Genomic DNA, 14,909 nt, shown 5'->3' with positions numbered 1-14,909 from the left:
GTGGGGAATCATTCGCGCGGCTTTCGATGCGCCGTTCGCGAAGCCGGCGACACGGCCGGCGCGGGTCGCGCCAGACGTGGACGCGATCCGCGCCGATCATAAACGCCGTAGCCGCCGTTGTGAAGCATGACGCACGCACGGTTCGGCAAGGTTGATGCTTTCGTACATCCCGTGCGGTTGGCAGGAATCAGGCGCCTCTACCCGCGCTTCATGAGTCGTGAGTCGCAAACTCAGGACAACGTAAATCGTGGCGCAGCGACGATGGGCAGCCGACGCTACGGTTGCTTGCGCTTCGCCACGGATTTCGTGGCCGGTTTCGAAACGGGTTTCGGCGCCGCTTTCGCGGATGGTTTCACAGATGCTTTCGCAGACGGCTTCGCACTCCGTTTCGCAGCCGGCGTCGACGCGGCTGCCGTCTTCGGCTCCGCAGGCGGCTTCGGCGCCGCCTTCACCTTCGCCTTGCGCTTCGGCGCCCCCGCCAGCAACGCCGCCCGATACGCGCCGCGGCACCAGTCGAACAGCGCGCCCGCATCCTCGAGCACGTCGGCCGGCGTTTCGTAATAACCCTCGAGCGCAACGGTGCGCGTAGGGCGCTCATACGAGAACGGCCCCATCCCTGCCGCCACGAACGCGGGACGGTTCACGTCGTCGACGCGCAGGAACAGCGACCCGCGCGACATGAAGCCGAACATCACGCCGTCGAGCCGCATCGCGGCGCCGCTGAAGAACCGCACGACCTCTACCTTGCCGAGCGGCGCGAGCCGGTACGCGATCTCCTCGCCGTGCGCCTTCTCCGATTGCCAGCTCATGCGGGCTCCGTGCAGCGCTGTGTCCACACGTCGAGTTCCGCGTCGTCGAAGCCGACGGCCGCCGCGCTCTCGCGGATCTGCCGCCACGTCGCGCGATCGACCGGAATGCCGTCCACGCCGCGTGCGGCGCGGCTCGCCGCCTCCGGCTCGCCGGGCATCCGCACCGGCGCATCGCCCGCCTGCGGCGACGCCTTCGCCCATGCGACGAACGCATCGGCTTCGCGCTGCGCATCGGCCGCATCGAACGCGTCCGGATCGATCAGCACCGACAGCATCCCGTTGACGATCGCGCTCGTCTTCTGCAGCGTGTCGCCGTAGGTCGTATGCCCGCCGACCAGCGCGCCGCCGAAGATCTCGCACATCGCGGCCAGCGCATACCCCTTGTGCAGCCCGAACGGCAGCAGCGCGCCGAACGGCTGCTCGTGCATGACGGCCGGATCGTCGGTCGGCTGGCCGCGATGATCGATCAGCGACCCGGCCGGCACGCGCTTGCCCTGGTTGTACGCGACCCGCGTCTTGCCGTACGCGATCGCGCTCGTCGCGAAATCGAGCAGCAGCGGCGGCCGCCCCGCGCGCGGATACGCGGCGCAGAACGGATTCGTGCCGAAGCGCGCATCGGTGCCGTGCAGCGGCGCGACGAGCAAGTCGCCCGGCACGTTGACGAAATGGAACGACACGAGCCCCGAGCGCGCGCACTGCTCGGCCCAGTGCCCGATGCGGCCGAGGTGATGGACGTCGCGCAGCCCGATCGCGCAGATGCCCATGCGTCGCGCGCGCTCGATGCCTTCGACCATCGCCTCGAATGCGATCACCTGGCCGAAGCCGCGCCCGCCGTCGATGGTGAGCACCGCGCCGCCGTCGCGGACGATCGACGCGTGCCCGTTCAACTGCAACTGCCCTTCCCGCCACGACGCGACGTAGTTCGGGATCATCCCGATCCCGTGCGAATCGTGACCGGCCAGATTCGCGCCGACCAGATGATCGGCGACGAGCCGCGCCTCGCGCTCGCTGCTGCCGGCCCGCTCCCACAGTGCCGCGACGAACGCGTGCAGCGGTTCGGCGCGCATGCGCAGCGGGTCGGTATCGGGGGTCGGCAACGCGGTCATCGGCAAGGCTCCGTCAGGTCGGGTTGGATCCGGTCGGGTCGGGACGGACGGCGCGAACGCTCAGCGCGCGGACGCGATCACGTCCGCCACCGCCGCGGTCAGCTTCTTCGCGTACGGCACGTGCAGGAACTCGTTCGGGCCGTGCGCATTCGACTTCGGCCCGAGCACGCCGCACACCATGAACTGCGCGGACGGGAAGCCGGCCTGCAGCACGTTCATCAGCGGGATCGTGCCGCCGAGGCCCATGTACGCGCAGTCCGCGCCGAAGTGGCGGCGCGACGCGGCGTCGAGCGACGACGCGAGCCACGGCGCGAGATCCGGCGCGCTCCAGCCGGTCGCGGCGCCCGCATCCGGCTTGAACGTGACCTTCGCGTTGTACGGCGGATCGAGTTCGAGCAGTGCCTTCAGCTGCTGCACGGCCTGAGCGGCATCGACGAGCGGCGGCAGGCGCAGCGACAGCTTGAACGCGGTGCGCGGACGCAGCACGTTGCCCGCGTCGGCGAGCGCCGGCAGGCCGGCCGCGCCCGTCACCGACAGCGACGGACGCCACGTCGAATTCAGCAGCGCCTCGCGCGGATCGGTGGTGGTCGGCAGCACCGGCTTGCCGTCCGCGCCGCATGCCCACGGCAGCCCCTTCCATACGGCGTCGCCGAGGATCGCGGCGGCCGCGTCGGCTTCGCGCACGCGGCTGTCGGGAATCTCGCAATGGAACACGCCCGGCAGCAGGTTGCCGTTCTTCGCGTCTTCCAGGCGCTCGAACAGCTGGCGCATCACGCGGAAGCTCGACGGCGCGATGCCGCCGAACACGCCCGAGTGCACGCCTTCCTCGAGCACCTCGACCTGCAGGTCGCCGGACACCAGCCCGCGCAGCGACGTCGTGAGCCACATCTGGTCGTAGTTGCCGGCGCCCGAATCGAGGCACACGACGAGCGATACCTGGCCGAGCCGGTCGCGCAGCGCATCGACGTACGGCAGCAGGTCGTAGCTGCCCGACTCCTCGCAGGTCTCGATCAGGCCGACGCAGCGCGGGCGTTCGACGCCCTGCTCGTCGAGCGCGCCGAGCGCGGCGAGGCTCGCGTAGATCGCGTAGCCGTCGTCCGCGCCGCCGCGGCCGTACAGCTTGCCGTTCTCGAACTTCGGCGTCCACGGGCCGAGGTCCGCGCGCCAGCCGTCGAATTCGGGCTGCTTGTCGAGGTGGCCGTACAGCAGGATCGTGTCGGTGCTGCCCGAGCGGGTTGCGGGGGTTTCGAAGAAGATCACCGGCGTACGGCCGGGCAAGCGCACGATCTCGAGCTTCAGGCCTTTCACCGGCTGGCGTTCGGCCCACTGCGCGGCATCGGTGACGACCCGTTCGAGATAGCCGCGCTTCGCCCAGTCGGGGTCGAAGGCGGGGCTCTTCGCGGGGATCGCGATGTAGTCGGTCAGTGCGTGGAGGATTTCATCGTTCCACTTGCGCTCGACGAAGGTAACGAGCTTGTCATGGTCGAGGACGGGGGTAGTGTCGACGGAGGTCATGGTGGCGTGCCTGGATAGGGCTGACGAAAAACCGGATGATACGCCGATGGCCCCGCCCCGGGGCGCTTTCCGTGCCGTATTCAGGGCCCGTTCGGGCCCGTTTCCCGCAGCGCGTCGCGCACCCGCTCAAACGGCCTGCGGGAATGCGTCGCGCAACCCCGCCGCGCACGCGAGCGCGTCGTCCCACAGCCGCCGGGTCAGCGCCCCGGCATCCTCTTCCCGCGCGAGCGCCGCGGCCTCGCCCGACCACAGCAGCGAGAAATCGTCGCGCCCCTGCCGCTCGAACGCGCCGCGCAGCGGATCGACCGCCGCCGTCGCGAGCGGGAACGCGGGCGCAAGCGCGCTCATCGGCCCCTGCTCGCGCATGAAGCGCGTCAGCAGGCCGCGTCCGGGGCGGCCCGTGTAGAGGTTGGTCACGCGCGTGCCGTCGTCGCGTGCGGCTCGCAGCGCCGCGCGATGCTGCGCCGAGCGGCCGGCCTGCGGCGTCAGCAGGTAGCCGGTGCCGATCTGCACCGCGCGTGCGCCGAGCGCGAACGCGGCCGCGATGCCGCGGCCATCGGCGATCGCACCGGCGGCGATCACCGGCGCGCGCACCGCATCGACGATCTGCGGCAGCAGCGCGAACAGGCCCGGCTGCGCGTGGATGTCGTCGGTCAGGAACATCCCGCGATGCCCGCCCGCCTCGGCGCCCTGCGCGACGATCGCATCGACGCCGCGCGCATCGAGCCAGCGCGCTTCCTCGACGGTCGTCGCGGACGAGACGATCAACGCGCCCGTGCGCCGCACCCGTTCGAGCAGCGCTTCGTCCGGCAAACCGAAATGGAAGCTCACGACGGCCGGGCGCAGTTCCTCGACGACCGCGCACATCGCGTCGTCGAACGGCGCGCGACCGGGGCCGCCCTTCACGTCGGCCGGATCGAGCCCGGCTTCCGCGTAGTAGCCGGCCAGCGCCGCGCGCCAGCGCGCGTCGACCTCGGCGTCGGGCGCGGGCGGCGCATGACAGAAGAAGTTGACGTTGAACGGCGCCGGCGTGCGTGCGTGGATCGCCGCGATCTCGTCGCGCAACTGCTGCGGGCCGAGCGCCGCGCATGCGAGCGAGCCGAGCCCGCCCGCCTCGCAGACCGCAATCGTCAGCGGGCTCAGGGAACCGACCATCGGAGCCTGGATCAGCGGCAGGCGGGAAGGCAGCATCGTCATCGGAATCACCGTTCGGTAGAAGTATTCAATGGCGCCGGCGAGCGCATTTCGAGCGCTCGATAATAACCGACTGATTCAATCAGGGTTTGCCGACTCATTCAGCCCGTAAATTGAATTAACCAGTTCGGCAAAAATCGATTATCCGTTCAACCTGCCCCGCATCTCGCCTTCACCCCGGAACCACCGTCCGGAGGGCCCAGACAGGTCATTCGTCCCGGTGCAGCCACCGTCAGCCGCACCAAAGCGTTTCACCCTTTTCAATGATCGACATCAATATTCAAGATATTAAATGGCATCACTTACCCTTATTAAACTTCATTAGGCGATAAGATGCTGTCGTTCAATAAAACGACGATCCATTCCGGAATCGTCGACCGGCGCCGGGCCGCGCCACCTCAACCGCATCACGACCATTCAAGGAGCCTCGCATGTCCGATGCCAGCTCGTCCTCCTCCCGTTCCGCCGCCGCGCCAGCCGCGACCGCCGCGCCGAAAATCGGCGTCATCCCCGCCACGCTGATGGTCGCGGGCAACATGATGGGCTCCGGCGTCTTCATGCTGCCCGCGAACCTCGCCGCCACCGGCGGCATCGCGATCTTCGGCTGGCTGATCACCGTGGTCGGCGCCGTGTCGCTCGCGCTGGTGTTCGCGAAGCTCGCGGCGATCGACCCGGCCGCCGGCGGCCCGTATGCGTATGCGCGCAAGGCCTTCGGCCCGTACATCGGCTACCAGACCAACCTGATCTACTGGCTCGCGAACGTGCTCGGCAACGTCGGCCTCGCGGTCGCCGGCCTCGGCTATCTCACGCACTTCTTCCCGGTCCTGCACGACCCGCTCGTGTTCGCGCTCGCGCAGATCTTCGTGATCTGGCTGTTCACCTACGCGAACATCCTCGGGCCGAACGTGGTCGGCCGCGTGCAGTCGGTCACGACGATCTTCGCGCTCGTGCCGATCCTCGGGATGGCCGTGTTCGGCTGGTTCTGGTTCAGCAAGGACGTGTACTTCGCCGGCTGGAACGTGTCGGGCGCGAGCAGCTTCAGCGCGATCGGCGCGACGCTGAACTTCACGCTGTGGGCGTTCATCGGCGTCGAGAGCGCGTCGGTGTCGGCCGGCGTCGTCGAGAACCCGTCGCGCAACGTGCCGATCGCGACCGTCGGCGGCGTCGTGCTCGCGGCCGTCTGCTACGTGCTCAGCTCGACCGTGATCATGGGGATGATCCCGAACAAGGCGCTGCTCGCGTCGAGCGCGCCGTTCGCGGATGCCGCGCGCCTCGCGCTCGGCGACACCGCCGCGAACGCGGTCGCGATCTGCGCGGCGCTCGGCTGCCTCGGCTCGCTCGCGGGCTGGACGCTGCTGGTCGGCCAGACCGCGAAGGCCGCGGCCGACGACGGCCTGTTCGCCGGCGTGTTCGCCCGCGTCAACTCGAAGAACGTGCCGTCGGCCGGCCTCGCGATCGTCGCGGTCATCATGTCGGTGCAGGTGCTCGCGACGATGTCGCCGAGCGCGAGCGAGCAGTTCGGCAAGATCGCGTCGATCGCCGTGATCATGACGCTGTTGCCGTACATCTACTCGTGCATCGCGATCAAGGTGCTCGGCTACGGCAAGATGCCGTCGCACCAGTTCACCTTCTACACGATCGTCGGCCTGATCGGCGCCGTCTACGCGCTGTGGGCGATGGTCGGCTCCGACGGCCAGCAGACGCGCTGGTCGCTGATCTTCGTGATCGCGACGATCGTGTTCTACGAGCTGTCGATCAACCGCCAGCGCGAAATCGAGGAAACCCACGTCCATCCGGGCGGCCGCTCGCCGCGCTGGGTGCGCTACCTCGCGCTCGGCGTGACCATCGTCGCGCTCGTCGCGGCCTTCTGGATCTCCGTCGGCCAACACGAGGCCGCCCGCCTTCACGCACGCTCGCCGGCCGCCGCAGCAGGCATCCCGGCAACTCAACAAACGGGGGAATGACCCATGACCGCTTCCTTGACCCAACCGGCGTTCCGCCGCCTCGGCATGAAGGCGCTGCTCGTGCAGCACGACATCGACGAACGCACGGCCACCGGACGCGCGGCCACCGCGCTCGTCGAAGAATTGCGCACGCGGCTCGTCGACGTCGTGATCGCGACCTCAGCCGAAGACGCACGCGCGATGGTCGACGCCGATCCCGCGATCCAGTGCCTGCTGCTCAACTGGGAGCTCGGCAACGATCCCGCTCATGCGCCCGCGCAGGCCGTGCTCGACGCGATGCGCGCGCGCAATGCGACGGTGCCGGTGTTCCTGCTCGCGAGCCGCGCGAGCGCGGCGGCGATTCCCGTCGACGCGATGCGCAAGGCCGACGACTTCATCTGGATGCTGGAGGACACGACCGCGTTCATCGGCGGGCGGATCGTCGCCGCGATCGAACGCTACCGCGAAACCGTGCTGCCGCCGATGTTCCGCGCGCTCGCGCAGTTCTCGCGCGTGTACGAATACTCGTGGCACACGCCGGGCCACACGGGCGGCACCGCGTTCCTGAAATCGCCGGTCGGCCGCGCGTACTTCGAATTCTTCGGCGAAGCGCTGTTCCGCTCGGACCTGTCGATCTCGGTCGGCGAGCTCGGCTCGCTGCTCGACCACTCGGGCCCGATCGGCGAAAGCGAGCGCTACGCGGCGCGCGTGTTCGGCGCGCACCGCACGTATCACGTGACGAACGGCTCGTCGATGTCGAACCGCGTGATCCTGATGGCGAGCGTCACGCGCAACCAGGTCGCGCTGTGCGATCGCAACTGCCACAAGTCGGCCGAGCATGCGATGACGATGTCCGGCGCGATTCCGACCTACCTGATTCCGTCGCGCAACCATTACGGGATCATCGGGCCGATCATGCCGGAACGGCTCACGGCCGCCGCCGTGCGTCTCGCGATCGACGCGAACCCGCTCGTGCGCGGCCGCGACGGCATCGACCCGACGCCCGTGCATGCGCTGATCACGAACTCGACGTACGACGGCCTCTGCTACAACGTCACGCGCATCGAGGAACTGCTCGGCCAGAGCGTCGACCGGCTGCATTTCGACGAGGCGTGGTACGGCTACGCGCGCTTCAACCCGATCTACCGCGATCGCCACGCGATGCACGGCGATCCGTCGCAGCACGACGCGAGCAAGCCGACCGTGTTCGCGACACAGTCGACGCACAAGCTGCTCGCCGCGCTGTCGCAGGCGTCGTTCATCCATGTCCGCAACGGCCGCAACCCGATCGAGCACGCGCGCTTCAACGAGGCGTACATGATGCATGCATCGACGTCGCCGAACTACGCGATCATCGCGTCGAACGACGTGAGCGCCGCGATGATGGACGGCCCCGGCGGCGAGGCGCTGACCACCGACGCGATCCGCGAGGCCGTGTCGTTCCGCCGGATGCTCGCTCGGCTGCATGCGGAATGCGAGGAGAACGACGACTGGTTCTTCAACGGCTGGCAGCCGGACACCGTGGTCGATCGCAAGACGGGCCGGCGCGTGCGCTTCCATGAAGCGGACGAGACGCTGCTCGCCACCGATCCGTCATGCTGGGTGCTGCATCCGGGCGACACATGGCACGGCTTCGGCGAGATCGAGGACGATTACTGCATGCTCGATCCGATCAAGGTGTCGATCGTCACGCCGGGCGTCGCGCCGCATGGCGGGCTGATGCCGGTCGGCATTCCGGCGTCGGTCGTCACCGCGTACCTGGACCGGCACGGGATCGTCGTCGAGAAGACGACCGACTTCACGATCCTGTTCCTGTTCTCGCTCGGCGTGACGAAGGGCAAGTGGGGCACGCTCGTCAACACGCTGCTCGACTTCAAGCGCGACTACGACGCGAACGCGCCGCTCGAACAGGCGCTGCCGGAGCTGGTCGCGCGCTATCCGGACCGCTACGGCACGCTCGGCCTGCGCGACCTGTGCGACCTGATGTTCAGCGCGATGAGCGACCTGAAGACGACCGAGATGATGTCGCGCGGCTTCTCGACGCTGCCGCAGCCCGACTTCAGCCCGGCCGAGGCGTACGAGCATCTCGTGCACAACGACATCGAGATGCTGGAACTCGCCGAGATGGCGGGCCGCACCGTCGCGACGGGCGTGGTGCCCTATCCGCCCGGCATTCCGCTGCTGATGCCCGGCGAGAACGCGGGGCCGGCCGACGGCCCGCTGCTCGGCTACCTGAAGGCGCTCGAGCAGTACGACCTGCGCTTCCCCGGCTTCACGCACGACACGCATGGCGTCGAAGTCGAGGACGGCGTGTACCGGATCGCGTGCATCAAGCGAACCGCGCGCGACACCAACACGCGCTGAGCATGCGCGCCGCGACGCCGCGCCGGCAGGACGCGGCCGGCGTCGCGACGCGCGATTAACCGGCCGGTCATGCCGGTAACTGATTAACCCACGCGGCAAGCTGCGCTTCGCCTTCTTCGTCGAGCTTGCCCTTCAGTTCGCCGTACCACGGCGCGATCGCGTCGGCCGGCTGCGTGGCCTTCAGGATCTCGAGACTGTTCTCCAGGAACGACGAAAAGAACGGAATGTCGCGCATGTAGAGGAAGGTCGAATCGGTGATCCGCACGTGGCCGTACACGTCGCGCACCCACGCGAGATGCGGCAGCGCCTCGCGCAGGTGGCCGCCTTGCATCAGCGCCGAAATGAAGTTCACGCGCGCGGCGACGTCGGATTGCTCGTGCGTGTCGTGATTGACCTCGGCGGCCTTCTGCATCCACGCTTCGCCGCGCTCCACTTCGTCGCACATCACCGACGTCGTCGCGAGCTGCACCGCGTTGTGCGCGCTCGGCTCGTGGTCGAACAGCGCGAGCCAGTACGGGAACTCTTCCCGGTAACGGCTCATCGCCGAGTACGACAGCGCGCACAGGCGCGCCGCGTCGGCCAGCCGCTCCACGTGCGGCGCGGCGGCCGCGATCGCATCCTCGTGCCGGCCGGCCTGGAATGCCCTCAGCGCGGGCGCGAGTTCCGGCGCGATGTCGGGGCCGCCTTGTTCGTTCGTATCGCCGGATCCTTCCGTTGCTTCCGACGCTCCGCGTGCGTCGTGCGCGGAACGCGCAGGCGCTGCCGCTTCGTCACGCGTTTTCTTTCCGAACAGCTTGCCCAGCAGGCCCATGATGATTGTCCTTGTCGTTGTCGTTGCGAGCGGGAATGGCGGCGCCGCATCTACGGTCGCCGCACGGCGATCGCCATCTTACGCGTGCTCGAAGTCGACAAGAAGCAAACGACGGACCGGTGCCGCCGCTGCGCGAAAAGACGCGACGCTCACGCGTCCGCGGACCTCATACCGCGATCCATCCCGCGCCGGTACGCGGCGGGGCTCGTCGCCGCGACGCGCCGGAAATGCCGGCGCAACGATTCCTCGGAACCGAACCCCGCGCGCGCGGCAATCTGCGCGAGCGACAGCCCGGGATGCGCTTCGAGCATGTCCTTCGCGACGTTCACGCGCTCGCGGATCAGCCATGCGAGCGGCGACATCCCCGTTGCATCCGCGAACTGCCGCTGCAGCGTGCGCGTGCTCATCGCGGCCTGCGCGGCCAGCGACGCGAGCGTGTGCGGCTCGGCCGCATGCGCGCGCATCCAGTCGATCAGCTTCGCGAGCCGGTCGCTGCCGCCCGGCGCGACCGGGCGCGGCACGAACTGCGCCTGGCCGCCGTCGCGATGCGGCGGCAGCACGAGGCGCTGCGCGACGCGGTTCGCGATCGCGCCGCCGTGATCGCGGCGCACGAGATGCAGCAGCATGTCGAGCCCCGCCGCCGAGCCGGCAGACGTGACGATCTGCCCTTCGTCGACGTACAGCGCATCGGGATTCACGCGCAGCGCCGGATAGCGCGCCTGCAGGCGCTCGGCGTAGCGCCAGTGCGTGGTCACGGTGAGCCCGTCGAGCACGCCGGCCGCCGCGAGCACGAACACGCCCGAGCAGATCGAACAGAGCCGCGCGCCGCGACGATGCGCGGCACGCAGCTTCTTCAGCAGCGGCTCCGGCGGCAGCTCGTCCGGATCGCGCCAGCCGGGAATCACGATGGTGTCCGCGCGATCGAGCATCGCGAGCCGGTACGGCGCGGCGACCGTGATGCCGCCCGCCGCGCGCACGGGCCCGGGCTCGCTCGCGCAGACCGCGAAGCGATACCAGTCGACGCCGAGTTCCGGGCGTTCGAGCGCGAACAGTTCGACCACGCAGCCGAACTCGAAGGTGCAGAGGCGATCGTAGGCGAGCGCGACGACGAGATGATTGTGCATGGCGCGATGTTACCGGAACTTGTCGATCGCGCCACTGCCGCGACGGCCGCCGAACCGCGATACTGCCCTGCATTCCGGCGCATCCCGCGCCGTCCTTCAGGAGCGCCTTTCATGTCATACGTCACCGACGTCCCCCCCGCCGACAGCGCCACCGCCCTTGCGCACTTCGAAGCATCGCTGCGCTTCGAGACCGATTGCTGGGACGTCCACGATGCACTTGCGTCCGGCGCGCCGGATTTCGTGCTGCTCGACGTCCGGAGTCCCGAGCAGTTCGCCGCCGGCCACGTGCCCGGCGCGCGCAATCTGCCGCACCGCAAGATCGTCGCCGGCAAGCTCGCCGACCATCCGGCCGACACGCTGTTCGTCGTCTACTGCGCGGGCCCGCACTGCAACGGCGCCGCGCGCGCGGCGATCCGGCTCGCGCGCCTCGGCCGCCCGGTGAAGTTGATGATCGGCGGCGTCACGGGCTGGCTCGACGAAGGTTTCGCATTGAGCAACGAAGTGCCGCCGGAGTGCGTCGTCATGCGCTGATCGTTATTGAAAACGCAACAATCAATTGCCGGCACACGAACGGAAAAAGCGCGACAATCGGCCTCATTGCAGTTCGGATGGAGCAGCAACATGGAACACGCAGTCCTGATTCAGGTGGCCGGTTCGGTCGCAGCGATCGCACTCTATTTTCTTCCGGCCATCGTCGCCGATCGGCGCAGCCGGCACGACAAGCTGATGATCGCGATGTTCAACGCGCTGTTCGCGTGGACGGGCATCGGCTGGCTGATGACGCTGTACTGGGCATGCCAGCCGAACCCGCAGACCGACGTCGCGCAAACCATCCTCGCGAAGCGCCGCGGCATCAGCATGCGGACCTTCTCGACCGGTCTCGTCGAACGCGTGCAGCGCCGCGTCGCCGCCCAGCAACAATGGGCCGAGAAGCAAGGTTGCCGCTAGGCAGCAGCCCCGCCGTTCCGCCTACCTCGCCGCGCCGAACTTCGGTATCCTGACATTGGTCGAGGCCCGGTAGTCCCACACCAGCCTGTCGCGCGGCGCGTCACCGCCCGCGCGCAACCACGCCCCGAACGCCCCCGCCGTGACCGCCCGCGCGATCCGCTCGCCCGGACAGCCGTGCGGCCCCGTGCCGAACCCGAAGTTCGGCCCCGGCGCGCGGCCCGGCAGCAATCGGTGCGGCTCGCGATGCACGGCCGGATCGCGGTTCGCCGCCGCGAGCACGACCAGGATGGCCGCACCGGCATCGACGGTCATGCCGTCGATCGTCGTGCGCGACGCGACGAAGCGGCGCGTGTTCTGCACCGGCGCATCGAATCGGCCGACCTCGGCGACGAATGCGTCGAGGGCGGCCGTATCCGGCATCGCGCGTTCGTCGTCCGTGCCGTCCCATGCGACCAGCACGTTGCCGAGCCACGCGGCCGTCGCCTCGCACGTCTGCGACAGCAACCCTACCAGATTCGCGACCAGCGCGCCGCTCGCGTGCCAGCCCGCGGCGCCGGCCGCCTGCTGAACCGCGGCGACGAGTGAACCGTCCTGCGCATGCGTGCGCGCGACGCGTTCCGTCATGCGGTCGAGCAGTTGCCGCGCGGCTTCGCTCGCGCGGGCCAGCGCGGCGTCGTCCGACAGCGGCGACAGCGCGGCGACGAAGTCGACGACCAGCGCGGCGATATCGTCGAGTTGCGCGCTGTCGAAGCCGAGCAGATCGGCGACCGCGCAAACGGGCACCGTCAGGCACCACGCGTTCAATGCATCGGCGTCATACGGCGCGCGCAGCCGGCTGCCGGCGAGTTGGGCGGCCCGTTCGCGCAACGCGTTCGCATCGATCGGCGCGAACGCCGCGCGCAGCGCCTGCTTCGGCACGTCGTGCCGCAATGCGCCGTCGTTCATGCGCACCAGTTCGCCGAACAGCGCACCCGCCGTCGACCCGCGCAACGCGGGCGGTACCGGCGCATCGAGCGGCCTGACGCGGCACGCCGGGTGGCCGAGCACGGCCGTCACGCTCGCCGCCCGGCTCGCGACCCACAGGCCGAGCGAGGCGTCGAACGCAAGCGGCGGCCCGTCGACGAGCGTCGCGTAATACGGGTAGGGATCGCGGTGCGTGACCGCGGCAATCGGATGGGTCGGGTTCATGCGTGCAGTATCGGCGCGCCGGGCCGCCGCATGTTTCGGGTTGACGTGAAATGTCGTGGATGTCGCGGCGGTGCCGCCGTGGCAGGCTGCTGCGACGCAGCAGCACACGGGCGGCACGCGGCGCCGCGCCGTAACGGACTCGGGGATCCGGGGATACGGGGATGCGGCGTCAGGCTGCCGACCGGTAACGGTGCCCCTGCATGCGCACGCGGACACGCCCGGCGGAAATCGCGCGCGGTTCGGGCACCACCGTTTCGTGATGAAACATTTCCTGCCGGAAGTGGCCGCTGTCGTCGAACCACTGGCAGATCAGCCAGTCGGCATCGTCGAACACGACCGGCCCCGCGTAGGTGACGGTCATGCGCGGCCCGCCGGTTTTCAGCGTCACGACATCGCCGACGCGAACGCCACTGCGGTGATTTTCTCGGATCATCATCGCTCTCTCGATTTTTTATATATTCATTTTCCGGCGGCCCGCTGGCAGGTCATTCGGATATGCGGCAGATTACCAATCCAATAAATAACCGGCAACTACCGAATATCAAAAAAACGTCGACCGGAAAATCGCAACAATACGCGGCACCGGTTCGCGCGACGGGCTTCTGACACCAGAACCGGCGCGGCTTGCGCGTCGATTCTGGTCAAACAGCCGGAATACGGAGAATAGTCGATGGTTTTCGCGCCGTCATCGAACTTCAAATCGGCAGCGGTTTCGATTGATTACCGTCAATCGATTTTCGGCTGGAAACGTTCCCACCTTTTACCGGCCCTTATTATTCGAACTGAACGGGCGAATTGTCCGGCGCCGAAAACCAGCGATTGAGGTCGCGCCCCGGCACCGCCGCCTGCGTGAACGTGAACGTGCCGTCGCGCGCCATTTCCGTCGCGGCGCGCAGGAACGCGCCGAATGCGGCCCGCGCCAGCGCGCCGCCGACGCTGACGCGCTTCACGCCGAGCGCCGCGAGCGCTTCGAGGCTCAGCAACCCGCCCTGCAGCCCCATCACGACGTTGACCGGCGCGCCGACCGCGCGCGTGAGCGCCGCGATGTCGTCGGGATCGGTCACGCCCGGCGCGTACAGCACGTCGGCGCCCGCGTCGCGGTACGCGACCAGCCGCGCGATCGTGTCGGCGAGGTCGTGGCGGCCGTGCAGGTAGTTCTCGCAGCGCGCGGTCAGCGTGAACGGAAACGGCAGCGCGCGCGCCGCGTCGACCGCCGCCGCGATGCGCTCGACCGCCGCGTCGTACGGATAGATCGGTGCATCGGCGCGGCCGGTCGCATCCTCGATCGAGCCGCCCACCGCGCCGGCGCCGGCCGCCAGGCGGATCGTCTCGGCGACCGTGTCGGGCGCGTCGCCGAAGCCGTTCTCGAGATCGGCGCTGACCGGCAGTCCGCCCGCCGCGACGATCTCGGCGATGTGGGCGAGCATTTCGTCACGGCCGATCGCGTTGTCGGGCCGCCCTCTCGAAAACGCGAAACCGGCGCTCGTGGTGGCGAGCGATTCGAAGCCGGCCATCGCGAGCAGCCGGGCGGACCCGGCATCCCACGGGTTCGGGATGATGAAGGCGCCGGGGCGCGTGTGCAGCGCACGGAAGGTTTCGGCCTGGCGGAACTGCACGTTGGAATCGGACATTGATGTCTCCTCGGAATGGAGACGCCAGCATACGCGCGCGCGGTACGCGACGGTTCAGGTCGCGATGAAATATCGATGCGGATGTCAGGGCCGCGCGCGCGGCGCGGTGTGCGGCCGGAAGTCGGTCGGGCCGGCCTGGCTTTCGTTGAACCGGACGAGTGGCGCCGCGATCTGCTTGCGGCCGTTCACGTCGCCGGCGTCGGTCACGTCGTAGGTGAACGTCATCGGTTACGTCGGATCAAGGAGAAAACGGGAGCGGAAGACAGTGGAAGCCGT

The 14,909-nt window shown here is 68.8% G+C and carries 14 protein-coding genes; 4 read left to right on the top strand and 10 right to left on the bottom strand.

Going from position 1 to position 14,909, the window contains the following annotated elements; genetic code table 11:
* Window positions 1-275: 275 nt before the first annotated feature.
* The 4 genes from NQV17_RS04150 to NQV17_RS04135 form a co-directional block, all read right to left on the bottom strand.
* Entirely contained in the window at window positions 276-809 is a 534-nt protein-coding gene (locus NQV17_RS04150; protein WP_257769129.1) for a TfoX/Sxy family protein, read from the bottom strand.
* The gene (locus tag NQV17_RS04145) at window positions 806-1,915 is read right to left on the bottom strand and encodes a malate/lactate/ureidoglycolate dehydrogenase (RefSeq protein WP_257769128.1); all 1,110 of its coding nucleotides are present in this window, start codon (window positions 1,913-1,915) and stop codon (window positions 806-808) included. Before NQV17_RS04145 ends, NQV17_RS04150 begins: the two co-directional genes overlap by 4 nt.
* Window positions 1,916-1,975: 60 nt before the next feature.
* Window positions 1,976-3,430 (bottom strand): M20 family metallopeptidase, encoded by a 1,455-nt coding sequence (locus tag NQV17_RS04140; protein WP_044847921.1) that lies wholly within the window; start codon window positions 3,428-3,430, stop codon window positions 1,976-1,978.
* Window positions 3,431-3,556: 126 nt separating this feature from the next.
* Window positions 3,557-4,627, bottom strand: a complete 1,071-nt coding sequence (locus tag NQV17_RS04135) for a nitronate monooxygenase family protein (protein WP_257769127.1) — start codon at window positions 4,625-4,627, stop codon at window positions 3,557-3,559.
* Between the two features lie 428 nt (window positions 4,628-5,055).
* On the opposite strand from NQV17_RS04135, the gene adiC reads away from it, so the two are divergent.
* On the top strand, window positions 5,056-6,588 hold the full coding sequence (gene adiC, locus NQV17_RS04130) for an arginine/agmatine antiporter (protein ID WP_044847919.1): 1,533 nt from the start codon (window positions 5,056-5,058) through the stop codon (window positions 6,586-6,588).
* Window positions 6,589-6,591: 3 nt separating this feature from the next.
* Window positions 6,592-8,931, top strand: a complete 2,340-nt coding sequence (locus tag NQV17_RS04125; RefSeq protein WP_257769126.1) for an Orn/Lys/Arg decarboxylase N-terminal domain-containing protein — start codon at window positions 6,592-6,594, stop codon at window positions 8,929-8,931.
* A 67-nt stretch (window positions 8,932-8,998) separates the two neighbouring features.
* Here NQV17_RS04125 and NQV17_RS04120 read toward each other — a convergent pair whose 3' ends face one another.
* Together NQV17_RS04120 and ftrA are read right to left on the bottom strand one after the other, a co-directional pair.
* Window positions 8,999-9,742 carry a hypothetical protein gene (locus NQV17_RS04120; RefSeq protein ID WP_257769125.1) on the bottom strand — a complete coding sequence of 248 codons (744 nt, stop codon included), beginning with the start codon at window positions 9,740-9,742 and terminating at the stop codon, window positions 8,999-9,001.
* 149 nt (window positions 9,743-9,891) lie between these two features.
* Window positions 9,892-10,866, bottom strand: a complete 975-nt coding sequence (ftrA, locus tag NQV17_RS04115) for a transcriptional regulator FtrA (RefSeq protein WP_257769123.1) — start codon at window positions 10,864-10,866, stop codon at window positions 9,892-9,894.
* Window positions 10,867-10,977: 111 nt separating this feature from the next.
* On the opposite strand from ftrA, the gene NQV17_RS04110 reads away from it, so the two are divergent.
* Both NQV17_RS04110 and NQV17_RS04105 read left to right on the top strand, forming a co-directional pair.
* A complete protein-coding gene (locus tag NQV17_RS04110; protein WP_257769121.1) occupies window positions 10,978-11,397 on the top strand; it encodes a rhodanese-like domain-containing protein in 420 nt (139 codons plus the stop codon).
* 90 nt (window positions 11,398-11,487) lie between these two features.
* Entirely contained in the window at window positions 11,488-11,814 is a 327-nt protein-coding gene (locus NQV17_RS04105) for a superinfection immunity protein (RefSeq protein WP_257769119.1), read from the top strand.
* 21 nt (window positions 11,815-11,835) lie between these two features.
* Here NQV17_RS04105 and NQV17_RS04100 read toward each other — a convergent pair whose 3' ends face one another.
* From NQV17_RS04100 to NQV17_RS04085, 4 genes are all read right to left on the bottom strand, one after another.
* On the bottom strand, window positions 11,836-13,002 hold the full coding sequence (locus NQV17_RS04100; protein WP_257769117.1) for a cytochrome P450: 1,167 nt from the start codon (window positions 13,000-13,002) through the stop codon (window positions 11,836-11,838).
* A gap of 169 nt (window positions 13,003-13,171) precedes the next feature.
* Entirely contained in the window at window positions 13,172-13,438 is a 267-nt protein-coding gene (locus tag NQV17_RS04095; RefSeq protein ID WP_257769115.1) for a YodC family protein, read from the bottom strand.
* Between the two features lie 337 nt (window positions 13,439-13,775).
* The gene (locus NQV17_RS04090) at window positions 13,776-14,633 is read right to left on the bottom strand and encodes an oxaloacetate decarboxylase (RefSeq protein WP_257769113.1); all 858 of its coding nucleotides are present in this window, start codon (window positions 14,631-14,633) and stop codon (window positions 13,776-13,778) included.
* A gap of 84 nt (window positions 14,634-14,717) precedes the next feature.
* On the bottom strand, window positions 14,718-14,858 hold the full coding sequence (locus NQV17_RS04085; protein WP_374692672.1) for a hypothetical protein: 141 nt from the start codon (window positions 14,856-14,858) through the stop codon (window positions 14,718-14,720).
* Between the last annotated feature and the right edge of the window lie 51 nt (window positions 14,859-14,909).

Source organism: Burkholderia sp. SCN-KJ (assembly GCF_024656005.1).
GTDB lineage: Bacteria > Pseudomonadota > Gammaproteobacteria > Burkholderiales > Burkholderiaceae > Burkholderia.
This window is presented reverse-complemented; position numbering and strand designations above follow the sequence as displayed.

What these genes read in the sequence shown, in the direction of transcription:
- NQV17_RS04150 (WP_257769129.1), bottom strand. Translation starts at nt 809, where the DNA reads ATGAGCTGGCAATCGGAGAAGGCGCACGGCGAGGAGATCGCGTACCGG.
- NQV17_RS04145 (WP_257769128.1), bottom strand. Translation starts at nt 1,915, where the DNA reads ATGACCGCGTTGCCGACCCCCGATACCGACCCGCTGCGCATGCGCGCC.
- NQV17_RS04140 (WP_044847921.1), bottom strand. Translation starts at nt 3,430, where the DNA reads ATGACCTCCGTCGACACTACCCCCGTCCTCGACCATGACAAGCTCGTT.
- NQV17_RS04135 (WP_257769127.1), bottom strand. Translation starts at nt 4,627, where the DNA reads ATGACGATGCTGCCTTCCCGCCTGCCGCTGATCCAGGCTCCGATGGTC.
- adiC (WP_044847919.1), top strand. Translation starts at nt 5,056, where the DNA reads ATGTCCGATGCCAGCTCGTCCTCCTCCCGTTCCGCCGCCGCGCCAGCC.
- NQV17_RS04125 (WP_257769126.1), top strand. Translation starts at nt 6,592, where the DNA reads ATGACCGCTTCCTTGACCCAACCGGCGTTCCGCCGCCTCGGCATGAAG.
- NQV17_RS04120 (WP_257769125.1), bottom strand. Translation starts at nt 9,742, where the DNA reads ATGGGCCTGCTGGGCAAGCTGTTCGGAAAGAAAACGCGTGACGAAGCG.
- ftrA (WP_257769123.1), bottom strand. Translation starts at nt 10,866, where the DNA reads ATGCACAATCATCTCGTCGTCGCGCTCGCCTACGATCGCCTCTGCACC.
- NQV17_RS04110 (WP_257769121.1), top strand. Translation starts at nt 10,978, where the DNA reads ATGTCATACGTCACCGACGTCCCCCCCGCCGACAGCGCCACCGCCCTT.
- NQV17_RS04105 (WP_257769119.1), top strand. Translation starts at nt 11,488, where the DNA reads ATGGAACACGCAGTCCTGATTCAGGTGGCCGGTTCGGTCGCAGCGATC.
- NQV17_RS04100 (WP_257769117.1), bottom strand. Translation starts at nt 13,002, where the DNA reads ATGAACCCGACCCATCCGATTGCCGCGGTCACGCACCGCGATCCCTAC.
- NQV17_RS04095 (WP_257769115.1), bottom strand. Translation starts at nt 13,438, where the DNA reads ATGATGATCCGAGAAAATCACCGCAGTGGCGTTCGCGTCGGCGATGTC.
- NQV17_RS04090 (WP_257769113.1), bottom strand. Translation starts at nt 14,633, where the DNA reads ATGTCCGATTCCAACGTGCAGTTCCGCCAGGCCGAAACCTTCCGTGCG.
- NQV17_RS04085 (WP_374692672.1), bottom strand. Translation starts at nt 14,858, where the DNA reads ATGACGTTCACCTACGACGTGACCGACGCCGGCGACGTGAACGGCCGC.